The 21,956-nt window shown below is 37.2% G+C and carries 9 protein-coding genes, 3 tRNA genes and 5 rRNA genes (1 of these 17 only partly in view); 13 read left to right on the top strand and 4 right to left on the bottom strand.

The features are described from left to right. The 10 genes from QTL86_RS18010 to QTL86_RS17965 all read left to right on the top strand — a co-directional run. Window positions 1-842, top strand: a 23S ribosomal RNA gene (locus QTL86_RS18010) (it extends 2,061 nt beyond the left edge of the window). A gap of 313 nt (window positions 843-1,155) precedes the next feature. Then, window positions 1,156-1,860, top strand: a complete 705-nt coding sequence (locus tag QTL86_RS18005; protein ID WP_127065127.1) for an ABC transporter ATP-binding protein — start codon at window positions 1,156-1,158, stop codon at window positions 1,858-1,860. After that, window positions 1,860-5,075, top strand: a complete 3,216-nt coding sequence (locus QTL86_RS18000) for an FtsX-like permease family protein (RefSeq protein WP_410495649.1) — start codon at window positions 1,860-1,862, stop codon at window positions 5,073-5,075. Before QTL86_RS18005 ends, QTL86_RS18000 begins: the two co-directional genes overlap by 1 nt. A 643-nt stretch (window positions 5,076-5,718) precedes the next feature. Then, window positions 5,719-7,245: ribosomal RNA gene (locus QTL86_RS17995) — 16S ribosomal RNA — on the top strand. 145 nt (window positions 7,246-7,390) lie between these two features. Continuing rightward, a 5S ribosomal RNA gene (rrf, locus tag QTL86_RS17990) occupies window positions 7,391-7,508 on the top strand. Between the two features lie 4 nt (window positions 7,509-7,512). Further along, window positions 7,513-7,585, top strand: a tRNA-Ala gene (locus QTL86_RS17985). 283 nt (window positions 7,586-7,868) lie between these two features. Then, window positions 7,869-10,771 (top strand): 23S ribosomal RNA (locus QTL86_RS17980). Together the 16S, 23S and 5S rRNA genes with 1 tRNA gene alongside form the textbook arrangement of a ribosomal RNA operon. 239 nt (window positions 10,772-11,010) lie before the next feature. Continuing rightward, window positions 11,011-11,619 (top strand): TetR/AcrR family transcriptional regulator, encoded by a 609-nt coding sequence (locus QTL86_RS17975; RefSeq protein ID WP_127065129.1) that lies wholly within the window; start codon window positions 11,011-11,013, stop codon window positions 11,617-11,619. 182 nt (window positions 11,620-11,801) lie between these two features. Next, entirely contained in the window at window positions 11,802-13,871 is a 2,070-nt protein-coding gene (locus QTL86_RS17970; RefSeq protein ID WP_127065130.1) for an efflux RND transporter permease subunit, read from the top strand. A gap of 26 nt (window positions 13,872-13,897) precedes the next feature. Continuing rightward, entirely contained in the window at window positions 13,898-15,586 is a 1,689-nt protein-coding gene (locus QTL86_RS17965) for a hypothetical protein (RefSeq protein WP_127065131.1), read from the top strand. A 212-nt stretch (window positions 15,587-15,798) separates the two neighbouring features. Here the strand turns inward: QTL86_RS17965 and QTL86_RS17960 are convergent, their stop codons facing one another. Then, the gene (locus QTL86_RS17960) at window positions 15,799-17,811 is read right to left on the bottom strand and encodes a vWA domain-containing protein (protein WP_127065132.1); all 2,013 of its coding nucleotides are present in this window, start codon (window positions 17,809-17,811) and stop codon (window positions 15,799-15,801) included. A gap of 342 nt (window positions 17,812-18,153) precedes the next feature. Between QTL86_RS17960 and rrf (QTL86_RS17955) the strand changes: the two genes are divergently transcribed. After that, a 5S ribosomal RNA gene (gene rrf, locus QTL86_RS17955) occupies window positions 18,154-18,271 on the top strand. Between the two features lie 89 nt (window positions 18,272-18,360). Then, window positions 18,361-18,431: transfer RNA gene (locus tag QTL86_RS17950), tRNA-Gly, on the top strand. Between the two features lie 172 nt (window positions 18,432-18,603). Here the strand turns inward: QTL86_RS17950 and QTL86_RS17945 are convergent. Both QTL86_RS17945 and QTL86_RS17940 read right to left on the bottom strand, forming a co-directional pair. Further along, the gene (locus tag QTL86_RS17945; RefSeq protein ID WP_127065133.1) at window positions 18,604-19,482 is read right to left on the bottom strand and encodes a hypothetical protein; all 879 of its coding nucleotides are present in this window, start codon (window positions 19,480-19,482) and stop codon (window positions 18,604-18,606) included. Window positions 19,483-19,583: 101 nt separating this feature from the next. Continuing rightward, on the bottom strand, window positions 19,584-20,261 hold the full coding sequence (locus QTL86_RS17940; RefSeq protein ID WP_013655126.1) for a hypothetical protein: 678 nt from the start codon (window positions 20,259-20,261) through the stop codon (window positions 19,584-19,586). Between the two features lie 212 nt (window positions 20,262-20,473). On the opposite strand from QTL86_RS17940, the gene QTL86_RS17935 reads away from it, so the two are divergent. Then, window positions 20,474-20,545 (top strand) — tRNA-Gln (locus QTL86_RS17935). Between the two features lie 409 nt (window positions 20,546-20,954). On the opposite strand, the gene QTL86_RS17930 is transcribed toward QTL86_RS17935, so the two are convergent. Next, the gene (locus QTL86_RS17930; RefSeq protein ID WP_013655127.1) at window positions 20,955-21,854 is read right to left on the bottom strand and encodes a helix-turn-helix transcriptional regulator; all 900 of its coding nucleotides are present in this window, start codon (window positions 21,852-21,854) and stop codon (window positions 20,955-20,957) included. Window positions 21,855-21,956 lie beyond the last annotated feature (102 nt).

The following is a 21,956-nucleotide window of genomic DNA, read 5'->3' as shown; positions in this document are numbered from 1 at the left end:
GAAAGACCCCGTGGAGCTTTACTGTAGCTTGATACTGAGGTTGGGTATTACATGTACAGGATAGGAGGGAGACTGAGAAATCTGGACGCCAGTCTAGGTGGAGTCGCCGGTGGGATACCTCTCTTGTAATACTTAACTTCTAACCATGGCCCGTTACCCGGGTCTGGGACAATGTCAGGTGGACAGTTTGACTGGGGCGGTCGCCTCCTAAAGAGTAACGGAGGCGCTCAAAGGTAACCTCAGAATGGTCGGAAACCATTCGAAGAGTGCAAAGGCATAAGGTTGCTTGACTGCGACACCGACGGGTGGAGCAGGTACGAAAGTAGGACTTAGTGATCCGGTGGTATGAAAGTGGGATTGCCATCGCTCAACGGATAAAAGCTACCCCGGGGATAACAGGCTTATCTCCCCCAAGAGTTCACATCGACGGGGAGGTTTGGCACCTCGATGTCGGCTCATCGCATCCTGGAGCTGAAGCAGGTTCCAAGGGTTGGGCTGTTCGCCCATTAAAGCGGTACGCGAGCTGGGTTCAGAACGTCGTGAGACAGTTCGGTCCCTATCCGTCGTGGGCGCAGGAAATTTGAGTGGAGCTGTCCTTAGTACGAGAGGACCGGGATGGACGGACCACTGGTGCATCTGTTGTCTTACCAAAGGCATAGCAGAGTAGCCAAGTCTGGATCTGATAAACGCTGAAGGCATCTAAGCGTGAAGCAGACCACAAGATAAGATTTCCCATCCGAAAGGAGTAAGACCCCTTAGAGACTATGAGGTAGATAGGTTGGAGCTGTAAGCATGGTAACATGTTCAGGTGACCAATACTAACGGTTCGAGGGTTTGACCTAGATAAAACGGTTAAACAAGTTGTAGTATTTGTTTTTGAAGGTACGAGAGAACAAAGCACCCATGAGGGTGTTTTTTTTATACTTAGAAAGATTTAGTGGACACTTTATTTGATCTTTTTTATTATGTATCTGTTACATTTTCTGCAATAGGTTATTGTAATTTCTTTATTATATTTTTTTAATGAAGTAGTACACTTAATATAAAAAAGCTGATCAAAAGCTTAAATCAATATAGAAGAGAAGATAGATGTTAAGATTTAAGCAGGAATGATTTAAATATGACAACATGAGTATTAGACAAAGGAGAATCACGATGAGTGCATATATCAGTTTCAAGGATATAAAAAAGACTTATGAAATGGGAGAAGTACAAATTAATGCTGTAGATGGAGTGAGTTTTGATATTGACAAGGGAGAGTTTGTTATTATAGCAGGGAGTAGTGGGGCTGGAAAAAGCACAGTCCTTAATCTTTTAGGTGGAATGGATATTCCTACATCTGGGGAATTAATAGTAGATAATGTAAATATTAGTTGCTTTAATAAGAAACAACTTACAAATTATAGAAAGGATGATATTGGTTTCGTATTTCAATTTTATAACCTAGTTCAAAATCTAACAGTTAGAGAAAATGTAGAGTTAGCTACGCAGCTAATTAAGAATCCCTTAGATATAGAGGAAATTTTAGATGCAGTGGGCCTAAAGGAGCGTAAAAGCAACTTTCCTTCTCAACTCTCAGGAGGGGAACAACAAAGGGTAGCCATTGCAAGAGCTATTGCTAAAAATCCGAAGTTGTTACTTTGTGATGAACCAACAGGCGCATTAGATTATAACACCGGTAAAGCCGTTCTTAGTTTACTTCAAAAAATGTGCATGGAACTGCATATGACCGTAGTAGTTATTACTCATAATTTAGCTCTAACACCAATGGGAGATAAAGTTATATATATGAAGAATGGTAAAGTAGAGCGTATTATACTTAATCCTGAACCGACACCAGTAGAAAGGATTGAGTGGTAATGAGAAAGAGTGCATTAATTAAGGATACACTTCATGAAATTCGTAAATCTCTAGGACGCTTTTTTTCTATTATGGTCATTGTAGCTTTAGGGGTAGCATTTTTGGCAGGTATCAAGGTAAGTGCACCTATGATGAGGGATACAACAGAACAATACATGGACAATTATCACATGATGGATCTAACAGTGATGTCTACACTGGGAATAGAGGCAAGTGATATAGAAGCACTAGGTAAGTTAGGTGAAATAAAAAGTATAACGGGCAGCTATACAATAGATACTCTAGCAACTATAGAAGGTAGCCAAAAGGTAGTTAAAGTTCATAGTCTACAATCACTTTCACCAGAAGATGATAATTTTATTAATAAGCCAAGATTAATAGAAGGTAGGTGGCCTAGTGCTCCTAATGAGTGTTTAATTGATGGGACACAACTTACTAGATTGCCTCTTGAAATAGGGGATTCTATTACATTAAGTACCGGCACTGATGAAGACATAAGTGATGTTTTAGAAAACAATCAATACAAAGTAGTAGGGGTAATGAATTCTCCATATTATATGCACTTTGAAAGAGGTTCGGCAGAAATAGGAAATGGTAGTGTGTCTAGCTACATTTACATTCCAGAAGAAAATTTTAAGAGTGATATTTATACAGAACTGTTTATTACTTTAAAAGATACCGAACAGTTAGATAGCTATAGTGATGCTTATACTACTTTAATTGATGATTTTAAAGCTAAATTAGAACTTATCATGGAAGAAAGAGCAGCAGTTCGTTATGAGAAACTCTTAAGTGATGGAAAGGCAGATATCACAGGAGGAGAAGCAAAGTTATTAGAAGAAAAAGAAAAGGCTAATCAAGAGTTAGCGGATGCAGCTCTAGAAATTGAAAAAGCAGAACAAGAAATTACTAATAAAGAACAAGAGTTACAAGATGGAGAAGCGGCAGCAGAAAAAGGTTTTAAACAAGCAGAAAGAGCTATTAGTGAAGCTGAAACCGCCATCCAGGAGAAACAAAGAGAATACGAGGAAGGACTATCCCTTTTTAATTCTCAAAAAGAAACGATTCAAAAACAGTTAGATGAGGTTAAGTTAGCGCTAGATGTAGGTAATGAGGAGTTACAAGGGTTGGAAGCTACTTTACAAAGCGTGGAAGAAAAGTTACTAGCCTCAGAAGGAGCGGAAAAAGAAACTTTAGTCGAACAAAAGCAAACTATAGAATTGCAAATAGCAACTTTGGAGAAAGTATTAGAAACAAAAAAACAAGCCTATGATGAAGGTCTCTCAGAGTTTACAGTCAAGGAACAAGCCTTAATAGCTACTAAGGCTGCTTTAGAAAAAGGCAGGAATGAAATTACTAAGCAAAAAGCTGCACTAGAAAGTAAAAAAGCGACTACCTATAATCAGTTAACATTTGGAAAGCAACAATTAGAAGAAGCGAAAATCACTCTGCAAGAAGGAAAAGAAAAGTATGAGTCATCTAAGGCAGAAGCAGAAGAAAAGTTTAAAGAAGCTGAAAGTGAGTTAATAAAAGGGAAAGAACAACTAGAAAATCTAAAAGAGCCGAAAGTTTATGTACTAGGACGTGAAGCTAACTACGGTACCGCTAATTACAAAAATGCTGTAGATACAATTGAACGTATCGGACAAGTATTCCCTATATTTTTCTTCGTAGTAGCAGCTCTTGTATGCTTAACGACTATGACACGGATGGTGGATGAACAACGTATTACTATTGGAACTTATAAAGCTTTAGGGTATAGTTCATTTGCAATTATGAGTAAGTATATTTTATATGCAGGGATTGCAAGTGCTATTGGTAGTATATTAGGGATTATAGTTGGATTTAAACTTTTTCCTAATACTATTTATGGGGCTTATGGGATGATGTTTACCACACCACCTCTTATTGATAAGATTTATCCAGGTGAAGCCTTATCAGCAATTACGGCAATGATAGCATTAACGGTTTTGGCAGCAGTATTTACTACTATTAAAGAACTTAAAGAACAGCCATCAGAATTAATGAGACCTAAGGCGCCAGCTAATGGAAAACGTATTTTATTAGAACGTATTCCATTTATTTGGAAGAGAATGAACTTCTTTCAGAAGGTAGTAGCACGTAATATTTTTAGATACAAGAAGAAATTCTTCATGACTATTATTGGAATTGCTGGATGTACAGCACTACTTGTTGCTGGATTAGGATTAAAACAATCCATCATAAGTATTGTAGGAAGACAATATGGTGATATTTTTAGATATGATTTAGAAGTAACAGTTAAAGAAGGTAGAGCTGATAATATAGAGGGCGAGACTTATATTAAAAATTTCTTTGAGGTAAGCAAAGAAAATATTAAAGCAATTTATGGTGAAGAGCAACGAGAGACGACCTTGTTAACGATTCCTGACTTATCACACATATCAGAGTTTATTAATCTAAAAGAGAGAGAATCGCAAGAATCACTAACTTTAGAGGATAACGGTGTTATTATTTCAGAGAAGCTAGCTAAGCTTTTAAAGGTAGGAAAAGGAGATACTATTCAGTTTGAGAGCAGTGATTTAGTAATCTATGATGTAAAGGTTATCGGCATAACAGAAAATTATGTAGGACATTATATATATATGACAGAGGACTATGCAAAACAAATAAGAACAAACATACCGAGCGCTAATCAACTTTTAATTCATTTAGTAGATTCAAGTGGCAGAAATGAAGAAGCTATCTCAAATAAGTTAACACAAAATGAAAATGTTGTTTCATTTGCTTTTACTACTAAACACGCAGACAGCTTTAATAGTATGACATCTAGTTTAGATACAGTTGTTATTATTCTTATTGTATCAGCGGCGTTATTAGCTTTTGTTGTACTTTATAATCTAACAACTATTAATATTAGTGAACGTTATAGGGAGATAGCAACTATTAAAGTATTAGGATTTAATGATTATAAAGTATCACAATATATTTATAGAGAAAATATTATGCTGACATTAATGGGTTCATTGTTAGGATTGATATTAGGAAAGGCACTTTTTGTATTCATTATTGTAACAGCAGAAATGGAGGATTTAATGTTTGGTAGAGAGCTTTATGCTTCAAGTAATATCACAGCTATTGTTCTAACCTTTATTTTTGCTATGTTAGTGAATATTATTATGCATTTTAAGCTTCAAAAAATTGAAATGGTAGAGTCCCTTAAGTCAGTAGAATAAATTACTAGATTAAAAGTGTTAGTATGAGTATGATGAATAGCTTAACGTTTATATTTATAATAGAATATAACTAGATTATTATTAACACCTCTAGCAATTTCTATTAAGGTTTTGTACGATATAAATAAACTTTAAAGAAGGAATAATACTTTCTTTCGAAATCTTGTGTGAACAAATAGCCCTTAGCCCTTAGGTTAAGGGCTATAATAATATGTCCATCATCTAAGGTGGTCTCTAAATACGATAGAGTGGTAAAAAGAATATAGAAGAAAAAGGAGGTAGAAAAAACTATTAATCTAATGGAGAAAGGAAATAGTAAAATAATGAATTAAAATCATTAAATCTGTATACAATAAGTTTTGCCATTACTAACTAAACACTATTACAATAGAACTTTTTGAAACATATAATGTAAGACATAAAGAAAGATAAAAAAGTTGTAAAAAGGTGTTGACTTATGAAAGGTAATACTGTATTATTAAACGAGTCAGCGGTTGAAAAACCAAAGATAACAAATGAACTTTGAAAACAAAATAGTAACTATAAACCAGTCGATTCATTACGTCTCTAATAAGAGATGAGAATCAGTACAACTTGTACTAAGTAAAATAGTCAGTAGTAGAAATACTACACGGACAAACTTTTATATGAGAGTTTGATCCTGGCTCAGGATGAACGCTGGCGGCGTGCTTAACACATGCAAGTCGAACGAAGTGATAGGAGCTTGCTCCTAGAACTTAGTGGCGGACGGGTGAGTAACGCGTGGGTAACCTGCCCTATGCAGGGGGATAACGTTTGGAAACGAACGCTAATACCGCATAAACTATGGACAATCGCATGATTGTTATAGTAAAGATTTTATCGGCATAGGATGGACCCGCGTTGGATTAGCTAGTTGGTGAGATAACAGCCCACCAAGGCGACGATCCATAGCCGGCCTGAGAGGGTGAACGGCCACATTGGGACTGAGACACGGCCCAAACTCCTACGGGAGGCAGCAGTGGGGAATATTGCACAATGGGCGCAAGCCTGATGCAGCGACGCCGCGTGAAGGAAGAAGGTCTTCGGATTGTAAACTTCTATCAGCAGGGAAGAAAAAAATGACGGTACCTGACTAAGAAGCTCCGGCTAACTACGTGCCAGCAGCCGCGGTAATACGTAGGGAGCGAGCGTTATCCGGATTTACTGGGTGTAAAGGGTGCGTAGGCGGTTTGTTAAGTCAGAAGTGAAATTTAGGGGCTCAACCTCTAAGCTGCTTCTGAAACTGATGAACTAGAGTGTGGGAGAGGAAAGTGGAATTCCGAGTGTAGCGGTGAAATGCGTAGAGATTCGGAGGAACACCAGTAGCGAAGGCGGCTTTCTGGACCATAACTGACGCTGAGGCACGAAAGCGTGGGGAGCAAACAGGATTAGATACCCTGGTAGTCCACGCTGTAAACGATGAATGCTAGGTGTCGGGGCTTACGGGTCTCGGTGCCGAAGTTAACACATTAAGCATTCCACCTGGGAAGTACGATCGCAAGATTGAAACTCAAAGGAATTGACGGGGACCCGCACAAGCGGTGGAGCATGTGGTTTAATTCGAAGCAACGCGAAGAACCTTACCTAAACTTGACATCCCGATGACCGAAGGGTAATGCCTTCTTTCCTAGCTTGCTAGGACATTGGTGACAGGTGGTGCATGGTTGTCGTCAGCTCGTGTCGTGAGATGTTGGGTTAAGTCCCGCAACGAGCGCAACCCCTATCTTTAGTAGCCAGCATTAAGTTGGGCACTCTAGAGAGACTGCCAGGGATAACTTGGAGGAAGGTGGGGATGACGTCAAATCATCATGCCCCTTATGTTTAGGGCTACACACGTGCTACAATGGCTGCTACAAAGGGAAGCGATCTCGCGAGAGTCAGCAAACCTCAAAAAAGCAGTCCCAGTTCGGATTGTAGTCTGCAACTCGACTACATGAAGTTGGAATCGCTAGTAATCGCGAATCAGAATGTCGCGGTGAATACGTTCCCGGGTCTTGTACACACCGCCCGTCACACCATGGGAGTTGGGGGGGCCCAACGCCGGTGACCCAACCCTTCGGGGAGGGAGCCGTCTAAGGCAAAACCAATAACTGGGGTGAAGTCGTAACAAGGTAGCCGTATCGGAAGGTGCGGCTGGATCACCTCCTTTCTAAGGAATAAGAATTGCTGGTTTAATAGTTACTGTTTTGTTTTGAGAGTTCATCGCTAGATGTAACTATCAAAGCACCGAACCGAAGTGAAACGGCGGTGAGGTGTTGCTTAAGATCTAGTGTAAAATTGAATTCTAATAAATTTGTGGTGATGATGCGCTTAGGGGAAACACCCGTTTCCATTCCGAACACGTAGGTTAAGACCTAAGCGGCTGATGGTACTTGTCGGGAGACTGACTGGGAGAGTAAGTGGTTGCCACATTTATGGGGGTTTAGCTCAGTTGGGAGAGCACCTGCCTTGCACGCAGGGGGTCAAGGGTTCGAATCCCTTAATCTCCACTGTCCAAATAATGGACATGATTGTACTAAATGTACTACTTGTACTTTGAAAAACAAATACTACAACAATTATAGATTTGTAAGTTATAGCAATATAACTTGCGCCTAACGATAAATGTACACGCATTGTATAATGCAAAAATGTTTGTCAGGGTGTAAAATCTACAATTTAACCGATATAGTCAGAAATGACTTAAAACATTCTTTGTTTTTATCAGAAATGATAATTAACAAGGCACCAATCATGTGAAAACATGATTAGACCGCTCAATAATGAGCAATAGGTCAAGCTACTAAGAGCGTAGAGTGGATGCCTTGGCACCGAGAGCCGATGAAGGACGTGATAAGCTGCGAAAAGCTACGGGGAGTTGCAAATAAACCTTGATCCGTAGATATCCGAATGGGGAAACCTGGCAGAGCAAACCTCTGTCATCCTATAGCCAATACATAACTATAGGAAGGGAACGAAGGGAACTGAAACATCTAAGTACCTTCAGGAGGAGAAAGAAACATCGATTTCCTAAGTAGCGGCGAGCGAAAGGGAAACAGGCCAAACCAGATTACTTGTAATCTGGGGTTGAGGACTGCGTCATGGCAAGAATGCGGATAGCTGAAGAGTCTGGAAAGTCTCATCAAAGAGGGTGATAATCCCGTAAGCGAAATCCAAGTGAAGCCTAGCAGTATCCAGAGTACCACGAGACACGAGAAACCTTGTGGGAAGCCGGGGGGACCACCCCCCAAGCCTAAATACTCCTCGGTGACCGATAGCGCATAGTACTGTGAAGGAAAGGTGAAAAGAACCCCGGGAGGGGAGTGAAAGAGAACCTGAAACTCTATGTTTACAAGCAGTGGAAGCGCCATATGATGCGCAACCGCGTACTTTTTGTAGAACGGTCCGGCGAGTTACTAGCTGTGGCAAGGTTAAGTACCAGGAGGTACGAAGCCGAAGGGAAACCAAGTCTGAATAGGGCGCCAAAATAGTCATTGTTAGTAGACCCGAAACCGGGTGACCTACCCATGTGCAGGATGAAGTTACCGTAAAAGGTAATGGAGGTCCGAACTCACATCTGTTGAAAAAGGTGGAGATGACGTGTGGGTAGCGGAGAAATTCCAATCGAACCCGGAGATAGCTGGTTCTCCTCGAAATAGCTTTAGGGCTAGCGTTGATAGGAGTCTAATGGAGGTAAAGCACTGAATTGCCTAGGGGGCCCACAAGCTTACCGAAGCATATCAAACTAAGAATGCCATCAAGATACCGTCAGCAGTCAGACTACGAGTGATAAGACACGTGGTCAAAAGGAAAACAGTCCAGACCATCAGCTAAGGTCCCCAAGTGTGTGTTAAGTGGAAAAGGATGTGAGATTTCGAAGACAACTAGGATGTTGGCTTAGAAGCAGCCACTCATTCAAAGAGTGCGTAATAGCTCACTAGTCGAGAGATCTTGCGCCGAAAATGTCCGGGGCTAAAACACACCACCGAAGCTATGGAATTCACAATAGTGGATTGGTAGAGGAGCGTTGTAACGACGCAGAAGCAGTACCGTAAGGAGCTGTGGAGTAATTACAAGTGAGAATGCCGGAATGAGTAGCGAGATACAAGTGAGAATCTTGTAGGCCGAATATCCAAGGTTTCCAGAGTAAAGCTGATCTGCTCTGGGTAAGTCGGGACCTAAGGCGAGGACGAAAGTCGTAGTCGATGGACAACTGGTTCATATTCCAGTACTACCTATTATCAGAACTGCAGGGACGCAGGAGGATAGGCAAACCCAGGAATGGTATCCTGGGCCAAGCACAAAGTCGCACCTAACAGGCAAATCCGTTAGGCGAGGATGAAGTGTGATGGGGATCGAAATAAAAGTAGAGAAGTTGCTGAATCCACACTGCCGAGAAAAGCTGCTATTGCGTGATAGGTACCCGTACCGTAAACCGACACAGGTGGATGAGGAGAGAATCCTAAGGCCGACGGGAGAAGCGTTGTTAAGGAACTCGGCAAAATGACCCCGTAACTTAGGGAGAAGGGGTGCCTACTTAGGTAGGCCGCAGAGAATAGGCCCAAGCAACTGTTTAACAAAAACACAGGTCTTTGCTAAACCGAAAGGTGATGTATAAGGGCTGACGCCTGCCCGGTGCTGGAAGGTTAAGGGGAGAGGTTAGTCTAAGGACGAAGCTTTGAACTTAAGCCCCAGTAAACGGCGGCCGTAACTATAACGGTCCTAAGGTAGCGAAATTCCTTGTCAGGTAAGTTCTGACCCGCACGAAAGGCGTAATGATTTGGGCACTGTCTCGACAGCGCACCCGGTGAAATTGTAGTACCAGTGAAGATGCTGGTTACCCGCGACAGGACGGAAAGACCCCGTGGAGCTTTACTGTAGCTTGATACTGAGGTTGGGTATTACATGTACAGGATAGGAGGGAGACTGAGAAATCTGGACGCCAGTCTAGGTGGAGTCGCCGGTGGGATACCTCTCTTGTAATACTTAACTTCTAACCATGGCCCGTTACCCGGGTCTGGGACAATGTCAGGTGGACAGTTTGACTGGGGCGGTCGCCTCCTAAAGAGTAACGGAGGCGCTCAAAGGTAACCTCAGAATGGTCGGAAACCATTCGAAGAGTGCAAAGGCATAAGGTTGCTTGACTGCGACACCGACGGGTGGAGCAGGTACGAAAGTAGGACTTAGTGATCCGGTGGTATGAAAGTGGGATTGCCATCGCTCAACGGATAAAAGCTACCCCGGGGATAACAGGCTTATCTCCCCCAAGAGTTCACATCGACGGGGAGGTTTGGCACCTCGATGTCGGCTCATCGCATCCTGGAGCTGAAGCAGGTTCCAAGGGTTGGGCTGTTCGCCCATTAAAGCGGTACGCGAGCTGGGTTCAGAACGTCGTGAGACAGTTCGGTCCCTATCCGTCGTGGGCGCAGGAAATTTGAGTGGAGCTGTCCTTAGTACGAGAGGACCGGGATGGACGGACCACTGGTGCATCTGTTGTCATACCAATGGCATAGCAGAGTAGCCAAGTCTGGATCTGATAAACGCTGAAGGCATCTAAGCGTGAAGCAGACCACAAGATAAGATTTCCCATCCGAAAGGAGTAAGACCCCTTAGAGACTATGAGGTAGATAGGTTGGAGCTGTAAGTGTAGTAATACATTAAGGTGACCAATACTAACGGTTCGAGGGTTTGACCTAGATAATAAAGGTTGAATAGTTGTAGTATTTGTTTTTGAAAGTATGAGAAGAGAGCACCCGAGAGGGTGTTTTTTTGCTATGTAAAATAATTAACAAAGAGAGAAGTTTATAGTATACTATTAGAAACATGTACTATATAGATGTTAAGATGACCGGTTACTAATATAAATAAGAATGGAAGTAAAATAAATTAAGGCAGGTAACTAATAATAAGAAAGTATATAAGGTAGGCGATACAAATGAGCAAAGCAGAAGAAAACAAACGAAGAAAGCAGGAAGCTTTGTTTAACACAGCTTTTGAGCTTTTTACTACAAAAGGTATTAATAATACGGCTATTAGTGATATTGTAGAAAAGGCGGGAGTAGCCAAAGGAACCTTCTATTTATATTTTAAGGACAAATATGATATTAGAGATAAGCTTATTGTAAGAAAGACAAGTTTTCTTTTTATGCAAGCTATTTCTAGATTAAGAGATAGTGGAGTGATAGATTTTGAAGGACAAGTACTTTTTGTTATTGATGATGTAATAGAGCAATTAAAGAAGGATAAAGTATTATTAAGAATGATTTCGAAAGATTTATCATGGGGGGTTTATAAGAAAGTTCTCTCAAAATCATTAAATGATGAGAATCAAGAGGAACTAAGTTACTACCATCTTTTCATGCAAAGCGCTAATAAACAAGATTTTAAATTTAAAGATGCAGAAATTACTTTATTTTTAATAATAGAGCTAGTAGGAAGCACAGCGTATAATTCTATATTATTTGAGCAACCGGTACAGATAGATGCTTTAAAACCTTATTTATATGAAAGTATTAGACAAATTATTAGATCTGGAAAAGCTTAAAAAAGGAAAATAACCTGATTATCTATAAGATAATTAGGTTATTTTTTTACACTTTAATTATTGACCAATAGTCAGTTTGGTGATAAAGTATCTTTAATGACTTTTGGTCATTAATTGAAGTGGTATAGATTATAAGGAGAAAAGGTTAATGTTGTACCAAATATTTTTAAAGAGGTGATTTTATGTATCAGTTTGGGAAATGGGTTAGTAAACATCGTGTATTAGTTATGATTATAGCTATCATTTTAGCTGTTCCGTCTGTTTTTGGACTTATTTATACAAGAACTAATTATGATATTCTGGCATATTTACCTGATGATGCAGAGTCTGTACAGGGACTTAAAGTAATTGATGAGGCTTTTGGATCAACGGGTATAGGTATGCTAGTTTTTGAGAATGCACCAGATAAGGAGATTGATAAGGTAGTAGAAAAGATTAAACACGTAGATGGAGTAGGATCTGTATTATGGTTAAGAGACTTGGTAGATAATGTTATTCCTGTTGAGATGTTACCAGATGAGTTGGCTGAAATGGTTTATAGAGATGAGTATACTTTAATAGCTATTAATCTAGAGGGTTCAACGGCAGAAGATAGGACTCTAGCAGCAGTAAATTCTATTGAACAAATTGTAGATGAAAGTAAGCAAGCATATAAGTTCAGCGGATTATCACCCATTATCTCAGATATGATTAATGTGGCCAATTCAGAGAAAGGATTGTATATATTACTTGCCGTTATTTTATCTACCATTGTACTGGCATTAGCTCTCAAGTCAGTTTTTATTCCAGTGATATTCTTAATCGGTATAGGTTTTGGTGTTTTATATAATATGGGAACTAATTATTTCTTGGGTGAGATATCTTATATTACTAAAGCTATAGCGGCAGTACTTCAATTAGGTGTAACAATGGATTTCTCTATTTTCTTGTTCCATAGATATGAAGAAGAGAGGGAAAGTTATGATCATATAGAAGCTATGGCAAGGGCAATTAAATATACTGCTACTTCTGTGTCTGCAGCAGCACTTACTACAATTGCTAGTTTCTTAGCACTAATTAGTATGAAACTCACCCTAGGTCAAGATATAGGAATTGTTATGGCAAAAGGTGTACTGTTAGGTGTGATTTGTACACTTACTATATTACCTTCACTAATCTTAATATTTGACCCACTTATTCATAAGTTTCAACATAAGACAATTTTACCAGAGTTTGATAAGTTTAGTGATGTCATAACAAAGAAACCTATTATTATGGTACTTATTGGATTGATACTTGTTATTCCGGCAGTATATGGTCAGATACATACTGAAGTCTACTATAAAGTAGATAGAGGTTTACCACAGGATATGAAGTCAATAGTAGCTTTAAATGAAATGAAAGATGTTTATGATATGCAAGCCACACATTTAGTGGCTATTAATGAAAATGTTCCAGAGTCAGATGCTAAGGAAATGATTAATCGTATTAAGGAAGTACCAGGTGTGAACTGGGTTATAGGTTATGAAGATATTGTGGGTCCAATGCTCCCAAAAGAAATGTTACCAGAAGAAGCTAAAGAAGTTTTCTATAATGGTGGATATGAAAGAATATTTATTAATTCTTCTTATGCTGTTGCAACAGATGAAGTTGCCGAACAAATGAAAGAGATTAAAGACATTATGAAAGAGTATGATCAAGATGCTTATATGGCAGGAGAGGCACCCTTAACAGATGATCTTATTAATATTTCTAATGTTGACTTTAAGAATGTTAACATTCTTTCTGTTTTAATTGTACTTATTATTATTGCAATATCCTTTAAATCTATTTCACTACCTATTATTTTAGTAGGAGTTATAGAATTAGCTATTTCTTGTAATATGGGTATTCCAGCTTATACAGGTACGGTTATATGTTTTATTTCTTCTATTGTTATAGGTTGTGTTCAATTAGGATCAACAGTAGATTATGCCATTCTTTTGACGAGTAGATTTAAAGAAGAATTAGCCGTAGCAGATGATAAGAAAGAAGCTATGAGGATAGCATTATCATCCACTGCTAAATCAATAGTAACGAGTGCCTTATCTTTCTTTGGTGCGACAGTAGGAGTGACAATGATCTCACGAATTGATATCATCTCATCTCTTACAGGTATGATGGCAAGAGGGGCATTAATTAGTATGGCAGTGATCTTATGTATTTTACCTTCAGTACTTTTAATATGCGAACCACTAATTCGTAAAACCACCTTTAAGTGGTGTGAAAATTAATAATAAATATAAGAGGGGTGTAAGTTATGAAATTAGCGAAAAGATGTGAAAAGGTTTTAATAATGAGTATGGTAGCTGCAATGATTGCACCATCTACCTTTGCAGCAACTAAAAATGAAATGGTATTTGTAACGGCAAACAGCCAAGGAGAAACACAAAAAATTATTGTAAGCAACCATCTTGAAGTTAATAATGAAACAGAAGTCAAGGATATTTCTGAACTTGAAAATATTATAAATTTAAAAGGGGATGAAGTACCTACTAAAGATGGTAACAATCTGACATGGCGGACAAATGGTAAGGATATTTACTATCAAGGAGAAACAACAAAAGCATTACCAGTAGAGACCGAGGTGACTTATGTATTAGATGGGAAAGAGATGGCACCTGAAGAATTAAGCGGTAAAAGTGGACATTTAAAAATAACAGTTAAACAAACTAATACAGTTAAAGCAAAAAAAATAATAGAAGGTAAAGAGCGTGAACTGTATGCACCATTTTATTCACTTGGTATGATTATGCTAGATGCAGATGTAATGCAGAATATAGAGATTACAAATGGTAAATTATTAAGTGATGGCTCTAGAAAAGCTGTAGTAGGGGTTATACTTCCTGGAATGTCAGAGAATTTAGGGAATAAAGGAATAGACCTAGTATCAGATACTATAGAAATAGAAGGAGATGTAGAAGAGTTTTATTTAGCACCTATTTACATTTCTACATCAGCTAATTTACCAGAACTTAGTGATATTAAAGGGTTAGAAGAATTTGATAATATGACCGAAAACCTTAATAAATTAGTCAGCTCAGGTAACCAATTAGTAAAGGGCTCAACTACACTTTTTAGTTCGATGAGTTTATTTAATACCAAGATAAAAGAATTCCAAAGTGGTATGAATAATTTTATTAATGGAGCAGGACAACTTACTTCTGGTATTAGTAGTTTGCAGGGAGGAGCCATAAAGTTAAACACAGGGGCTAATAGTTTATATGAAAATAGTGTAGCTTATGCGAATAAAGGAAAAGAGTTAGTAGCAGGCGTTGATAAACAGACAGCCGCTATCAATAGTTTAAATGATGCATTAGCTCAAGTTTTATCCACTTTGTCAGATGATTTACCTCAAAAGGCGGCTTTAACACAAATTAGTGGTGGAATGAGTCAATTAAAAGAAAGTTCAATGACCCTTGGTACAGGTCTTAGTTCGTATATCAATAAAGCTAACGATTTAGCAGTAGGTGCAAAAGCTTTAGAAGATGGTAGTAAAAGTTTGGTAGAAGGACTTAATTCAGCAGTGGAAGGAACTAAAACACTTGAACAAGGAAGTGGAAAGCTAACAAGTGGAATGAATTCCTTAGTAGATGCAACTGGTCAGTTAGAAGAGGGAGCAAAAACATTAGCTACTGGCATGAATGAATTCAATAAGGAAGGAATATTAAAATTAAAGGAGGGAGTATCAGATAAGCTTAATAGTTTAAGTGAATTTCTAGAGATTAAAGATGCCTTAGTAGAAATAGCTAAAGACTATACAACCTTTACTGGAAATAATGAAGCCAATGATAGTAAGGTAGAATTTGTTGTTAAAATTGAAGGAGTGGATAGAATGGTAGTAGAGGATAAAACTACGAATATAGCTGCAAATGAAACTAAGGTTTCTGTAGAAAAGAAAGGGTTCTTAGAGAGTATTAAAGAATGGGTTAAAGAAAGCTTAGCATAGAATAAGGAAAGATAGGATTAGACTGTTGGAATCAACAAGTAATCCTATCTTTTTTTAGTTTAGTTTGTGTAACAAGGTAGAGTGAAGGAGTCAATGATGTATGATAAGATATAACCTATAGACAGCTTTTTCATGATAGACAATGCCATAGAAAGGGTAGAATCTACTAAGTGAGATATGTATATAATAGATTCTTTTTATAGTAGACTAAATCATGAAATCCATGAGCTTTGAACAGTAATTTCCCAAGTGGAATTCATATAGGTAATAGTTGAATTATTGTAACCAATAGAGCCTAGCCCACTACGCCATTTAGAGGCATTAAATGTGAAGGTGGAATCATTTTCAATAGGCGTATCTTCTATATTAATGAGGATGCCATTAGGAAAGTAGAGTTGGTCTTCTAAGATGTAGCCATCTTTTTTTAAGTCTTCAAAAGTAGAGTCTATAATTTCTAATTCATATACATTTTTAAGCTTTTCCAACAAAAGAGTTTTTTCATAAGAGGTAATATTACACATTTTAGTAGTATCTATTGCTAAGATAGAAATTTCGTCGTTAAGTCCAGGATCTTCTTCATAGAGTTTATTGATGATGGACATATAGGCATTCACGATACTGTCTTGATTTATAGATGTAATTGAAGTACTACTTGAAGTAGAAGGAAGTAAAGGTTTGGTTGCTTCAACTAAATCGTAAAATCCTGATTTATGAACATCTTCGTTAGCATAAGGCTTAATAAGAGATAAAACCTGGTCAAGAGACGAATTACCTTTATAAGAAGAGTTTCTTAGAAGCATGCTATATTCAGCTACGGCAGCAGCAAAAGTAATATTGGTGTTAGATTGTGTTAGTGAAGGCGAAAACTTAGCAGAAAGTAAACGACTTTCATTAGAATCAGGAGCCTTATAACGAAGTTTGATAAGACCATATTCATCTGCTATGGGAATGGTAGTATCATCATAATAGTCAACTACTTTAGACTTGTTGGTAGTGCTAGCATTAGGCATAATTTCATATAATGCAGTGACATTATGACCGGCTCCAATTTCACCAGCATCTACAGAATCATTATCAAAATCCTCTTTATTAAGAAGCCTATTTTCATAGCCGATTAATCGATAAGATTCAACTTTATCTGGATTGAAATCAACTTGAATTTTAACATCTTTAGCGATAGTAAATAATGTACCTGTTAGTTGTTCACCTAATACCTTTTTTGCTTCTTGCAAAGAGTCAATATAAGCATAATTGCCATTACCATGATCAGCTAAACTTTCCATTTTATCATCTTTATAATTCCCCATACCTAATCCTAAAACAGATAAAAAAATCCCTTTTTCACGTTTTTTCTCAATAATTCTAATGAGATCAGATTCACTATTAGGACCGACATTAAAATCACCATCAGTTGCTAAAATAACTCTGTTATTACCATCTTTAATAAAGTGTTTTTCAGCTAATTCATAGGCCATGGCAATTCCTTCAGCACCAGCAGTAGAACCACCGGCTTCAAGGGACTCTAAAGCTTCATTAATAAGAGACTCATCATTACCAGCTACACCATCTAGGACAACTCCAGAGGCTCCGGCATATACAACAATAGAAATGCAATCACTTTCCTTAAGATTAGAGGTTAGGATATTAAAGGATTTCTTTAATAAGGGTAGTTTATTGGTATCAGACATAGAACCGGATACATCTAGTAAGAAGACTAAGTTACTAGGTGGAACTTCATCAGGCTGTAGATGTTTCCCTTGTAGTCCAATAAGAAGAAGTTGGCTAGATTCATTCCAAGGACAAGGCATCATTTCTTGGGAAAGTGAAAATGGAATATTGTCTGTAGGTTCAGGATAGATATAGTTAAAGTAATTTATAAGTTCCTCTGTACGAATAGCATCTACAGGAGGTAACTCTTGATTGGTAATAAACCGCCTAACGTTACTGTAGGAAGCTGTATCTACATCGATAGAAAAGGTGGAGAATGTTTCATCTATTGTTTTAATAAAAGGATTTTCTGTAAAGCTGTTATAGCTTTCAGAGTTAAAAACTATAGGAGCTGTTTCTTCGATATCAGCAGTTGCAGACTCAGCAGGTGCAAGATAAGATATAGAAGCATTAGGAGGCTGGCTAGTAGCTGAATGAGAGGAGCAGCCTGTCAGAGAAAGACCTAGAAGTAGAGTAAGTGGTAAATAGGGGGATCTTTGAATATTATTTAGTTTCATAGAAATAATCACCTCTTTTATTAATTAACTTATGATATATTAGACGTAAGTAGACTGAGTATGTTCCAATTATTCTGAAAATATATAAATAAAATTTAAGGAAGTGCTGTTTTTTAAATAGTGGTAAAGATACACTCTTTTAGAGAGAAGCCTTAGAATTGGTTGTTAAATAGGATAGGTTTAATTAGGGTATTTAGTGTAATATGAATAGCAATGCTTTTTTTGTAGCTATATACTGCATGAAAAATAAAAGCGATATTAAAAAAAATAAATAAAGTTGTTGACAGGAGGAGCGGTTTGAGTTATTATATTACTTGTCGCTGGGAAAAGGCGACAACAATTTTTGGCGGCGATGCGATTAGAGGAAACACCCGTTCCCATTCCGAACACGATGGTTAAGCTCTAAACGGCCGATGGTACTTGTCGGGAGACTGACTGGGAGAGTAGGTGGCTGCCAAATTTTTAATTAAAAAAATGGTGATGATAGATTTACTTAGTCGGAACTAAGTAAAAGTAATCTCTCAAAAGCAGAGTTAATTATAAATGAATGCGGGTGTAGTTCAATGGTAGAACTTCAGCCTTCCAAGCTGACTACGTGGGTTCGATTCCCATCACCCGCTCTAACAAGCAAAAAGCCATGAGGATATCTCATGGTTTTTTTGTTTTGCTCTTATTTATGTACTGGGAAAATATCTAGCTAGATTCTACATTAAATAAGGTTTATGAAGATTAGTAATTATTTGGCCAGAGGTATTAAAAGGCTATTTATGAATAAAAGTTGATGAACAGGGATTAAAAAGATTCGGCTATATTAGCTTCATTAGTGGTATATGTATTGGAAACAAGATTATTAACAAAATCCCAATCTACTATAAGATGCTTAATAACTTTGGTAGTAGAGTAATTATTTTTATCATTTAATACATGAGTACTAAGAGTCAGATAATTTAGCCCTCCATCTTTGGAACGGTAAAGTTCAGCGGATACATAGTTCACTTTTGCATTAGTAGAATTTAAACGAGAGTAAAGGAATAGAGCATTAGGGTCTTCTTCGATGCTTCTAGACACATCAGCTAAATTAAAATAAGCAAATTTAAAAGTAGTATCATATTTAGTTGCCCATGTGTTATCTTTTTCAACAAAGGGAATATCAATTTCAGAGTGAAAAATAACAGAAAAGCAAAAATAGAAGAGGATAATTTCACCGATCCATATAATCCAGAGAAAAATGCCTGTTATATTACTTCCTTTGGAAAGACCCCACGTTCCCACGCTGTTAACATAGCATATTGTTGACCAGAACTCAGAGGGATTTAAAAGAATATTTTTCATAGTAGAAAAGAAAGGCAGGGATTCACTAGAAGCAAATAGGTTGTAGATATACATAGCCCATTTGATGATAGTAACACCGATAAAACCAATTAAGATAGAAATAGTCCCGAAGATGGGTGAATGCATTTTTAAGACTTTGGCAACCTGACCTACAATACCACCTAGAATCATACCTGCCCCTACAGGTATTAAGAGATTCAAATAAATCAAAGGTATTTTATCCTCTAGCCATAAATAAGGCCAACTTAAAGCAGAACCTATAATTAAGGTGACTAATAAGACGGCTATAAAAGCCAGTGGTGAAAAGGTGTTTTTAACTTTATAATATTTTGTTTCCATTTAAAGCCCCCCAATAATATTTTATCTATTTAATAGTATCATGAGGATGCAAAAAAATCAAAATATTTAAAAATATTTTGATTTTTAGGGGAATATAGAGATTAAAGTAGAATATCTACATAAACACCTTTAAGTAGCTCGTATTCTGTACTAGTAAGTCGTACAGGAAGGGGCATAAGTTGCAGCACAGGATGTGCAATAGCATAAAGACGGTTACATTCTGTACAAGCTAAGGCATGAGGTGGAGAAGGTGGATAGATGTTATAAATATATCCCATACCTAAATCTATATCTTTAGGAGGATGAGCAGTGGTAATATCTAAAAGGATTTCAGCTAAAAGTTGCTCAGCAGTCTTCGGAGGATCTGGATAAGGAGATCTTGTTTTTATTGGTTTAGAAGGAGAGGATTCTTTGGATGAAGATATTATAGGACCAGTATCTTCGGTAGAGTTAACCATTTCAGTTGTCTTATTTATTATTTCAACTTTGTCTATTTCATTTATTGAATCTGCTTCAGGGTTTTCAATTACTTCTTCAGGAAAGCTTAAATAGGAAGTAGTTGAAGTAGGAAGAGCCGAATCATAAAGCTGCTTATTGATATCAGCTAATTCATTAGGGGTTAAATAAGTACGGCTAGAAAAATCTGTAGGAGGAACAAGTCCCTCAGCATGAGCCATAATATGATTACAGGTTTCGCAAGTTAATAGACCTAATTGCTTTAGCTTTTTTTCCCCTAGGAAGTTTGTAAGCTGTTGTAATTTATATTCAAAATGGGACATGATACAGAACCTCCTTAGTTATAATAATATATATATCGTACAATATTATAGGAAGTAAATAGGTATGTAGCATAAATATGAGTCATAATAATAAAAAAGTTTAATTAAATGAAATAATCAAATTATTATTTAGTTATTATACAAATTTAAAAAAGAAAATATATTAGAGTTGAAATATTAGGGAGTTAATAGTAAAATAACATATATATTAATGAGTTGTCGCCAAGTGGTAAGGCACCGGATTCTGATTCCGGCATTCGAAGGTTCGAATCCTTCCAGCTCAGCTAAAGATGGTCTATTAATGATAAAATTGATAGGCTATTTTTTATGCCGGAAAGGCCATGTTGAATGGATAAGAATTGATTATAAGATAAAACAAATAAATTTTAAAAAAGTTTAGGGAGTCCACTTTCTAGTTACATATAAAGTAATGTAAAAATAAAGTTTCAAGCCAGAGTCTTGAAGACTTAGCTCCTAGTAGGGTGCACCGGCCAAGACTTTAAGAGCTCCTCACTCATTGGTTTAAACTTTTACAGTTGCTAGCTAAAGCAGTATAAGAGGTTGTAATATACTGAGGAACTATATTATGCCCTTTTATAAGTTAGATACAAATGGAAAGGATATAAACCAAGAGCTGGAGAAATAGAAATGCCCTAGAAGTCTAATAGAACTTCTAGGGCATTTTTGCGTATTTTAGGCATTTAGTTTTCTATATTCAGAAGGGGTATAATTAACTTCTTTCTTAAAAGCTTTACTAAAATAGCTAATATCACTAAAACCTGTACGTTCGCAGATTTCTAAAATAGGGAGTTCCGTATCACGAAGTAAGGTAGTAGCAATTCTCATACGAAGTTGCATAAGGTAGCGATTGAGAGATATGTTTGTGTACTTCTTAAACTCTGATAATAAAGTTGTACGATTGGTGTTTAGTGTTTGAGTGAGCATAGAAATAGTAATCTTTTGGTCATAATGAGTTTGCAAATAATAAATAGTATCTAGGACTAACTGAGAACAGTGAGTACTAATACAACTAGCTTCTGTATAAGCAGTATTTTCTTCTGGTTTGATCAAAAAGAATAGAGTCTCTATAAGATAGGCTCTAGTCTTACAAGGCCAAAATGAAGAAGGTTGAATAGTGAGTTGCTCATTAATCCCTGATAATTTCTCTTGCAAGGTTAGTTTGTCAACAGTACTTAAAGAGAGAATTTTAGAGGTAATAGGGGTAGCCGTTTTAAAGTTATCTAAGTAAAATAGATCCTGTATTTCTGTAATAGATAAGCATTCAGGCTCATTACAACTGTTTAAGGTAAAACGTTCATTAATAACGCTGGGTTTAAAAAATACTACAGTAAACGTTTCCAGAGCAGTTTTAGAAATATTAATAGAATCTTTCTCATTAAGACAAAGCATGTAAGGACCTACTAGAATGAATTCACGGCCATTAAGCACAATATGATTCATACCTGCATCTAAGAATATAAGTTTATAATAGTCATTAGCTAGGTCTAATTTGAGATCTGCTAAGTCGTAAGATACACTTATGGGCATAGTATAATCTAAGTAATAGTTAAAGCCAATAGTAGATAAGTTCATAATGTTTCACTCTCCACTTTTATTATTTAGGTATACTATATTTTATATAATTCTTTAAGCAATGTAAATAAAATTGGGACAATTAGGCTTTTTAAAATAATT

The sequence above is a fragment of the Cellulosilyticum sp. ST5 genome, from assembly GCF_046529625.1.
GTDB lineage: Bacteria > Bacillota > Clostridia > Lachnospirales > Cellulosilyticaceae > Cellulosilyticum > Cellulosilyticum lentocellum.
Note: the sequence above shows the minus strand (reverse complement) of the source record. Positions and strands in the feature narration are given on the sequence as shown.

Excerpts from the sequence above, each read along its gene's own strand:
- QTL86_RS17930 (WP_013655127.1), bottom strand. The coding sequence starts at position 21,854 with ATGAACTTATCTACTATTGGCTTTAACTATTACTTAGATTATACTATG.
- QTL86_RS17965 (WP_127065131.1), top strand. The coding sequence starts at position 13,898 with ATGAAATTAGCGAAAAGATGTGAAAAGGTTTTAATAATGAGTATGGTA.
- QTL86_RS17970 (WP_127065130.1), top strand. The coding sequence starts at position 11,802 with ATGTATCAGTTTGGGAAATGGGTTAGTAAACATCGTGTATTAGTTATG.
- QTL86_RS17940 (WP_013655126.1), bottom strand. The coding sequence starts at position 20,261 with ATGTCCCATTTTGAATATAAATTACAACAGCTTACAAACTTCCTAGGG.
- QTL86_RS17960 (WP_127065132.1), bottom strand. The coding sequence starts at position 17,811 with ATGAAACTAAATAATATTCAAAGATCCCCCTATTTACCACTTACTCTA.
- QTL86_RS17975 (WP_127065129.1), top strand. The coding sequence starts at position 11,011 with ATGAGCAAAGCAGAAGAAAACAAACGAAGAAAGCAGGAAGCTTTGTTT.
- QTL86_RS17945 (WP_127065133.1), bottom strand. The coding sequence starts at position 19,482 with ATGGAAACAAAATATTATAAAGTTAAAAACACCTTTTCACCACTGGCT.
- QTL86_RS18000 (WP_410495649.1), top strand. The coding sequence starts at position 1,860 with ATGAGAAAGAGTGCATTAATTAAGGATACACTTCATGAAATTCGTAAA.
- QTL86_RS18005 (WP_127065127.1), top strand. The coding sequence starts at position 1,156 with ATGAGTGCATATATCAGTTTCAAGGATATAAAAAAGACTTATGAAATG.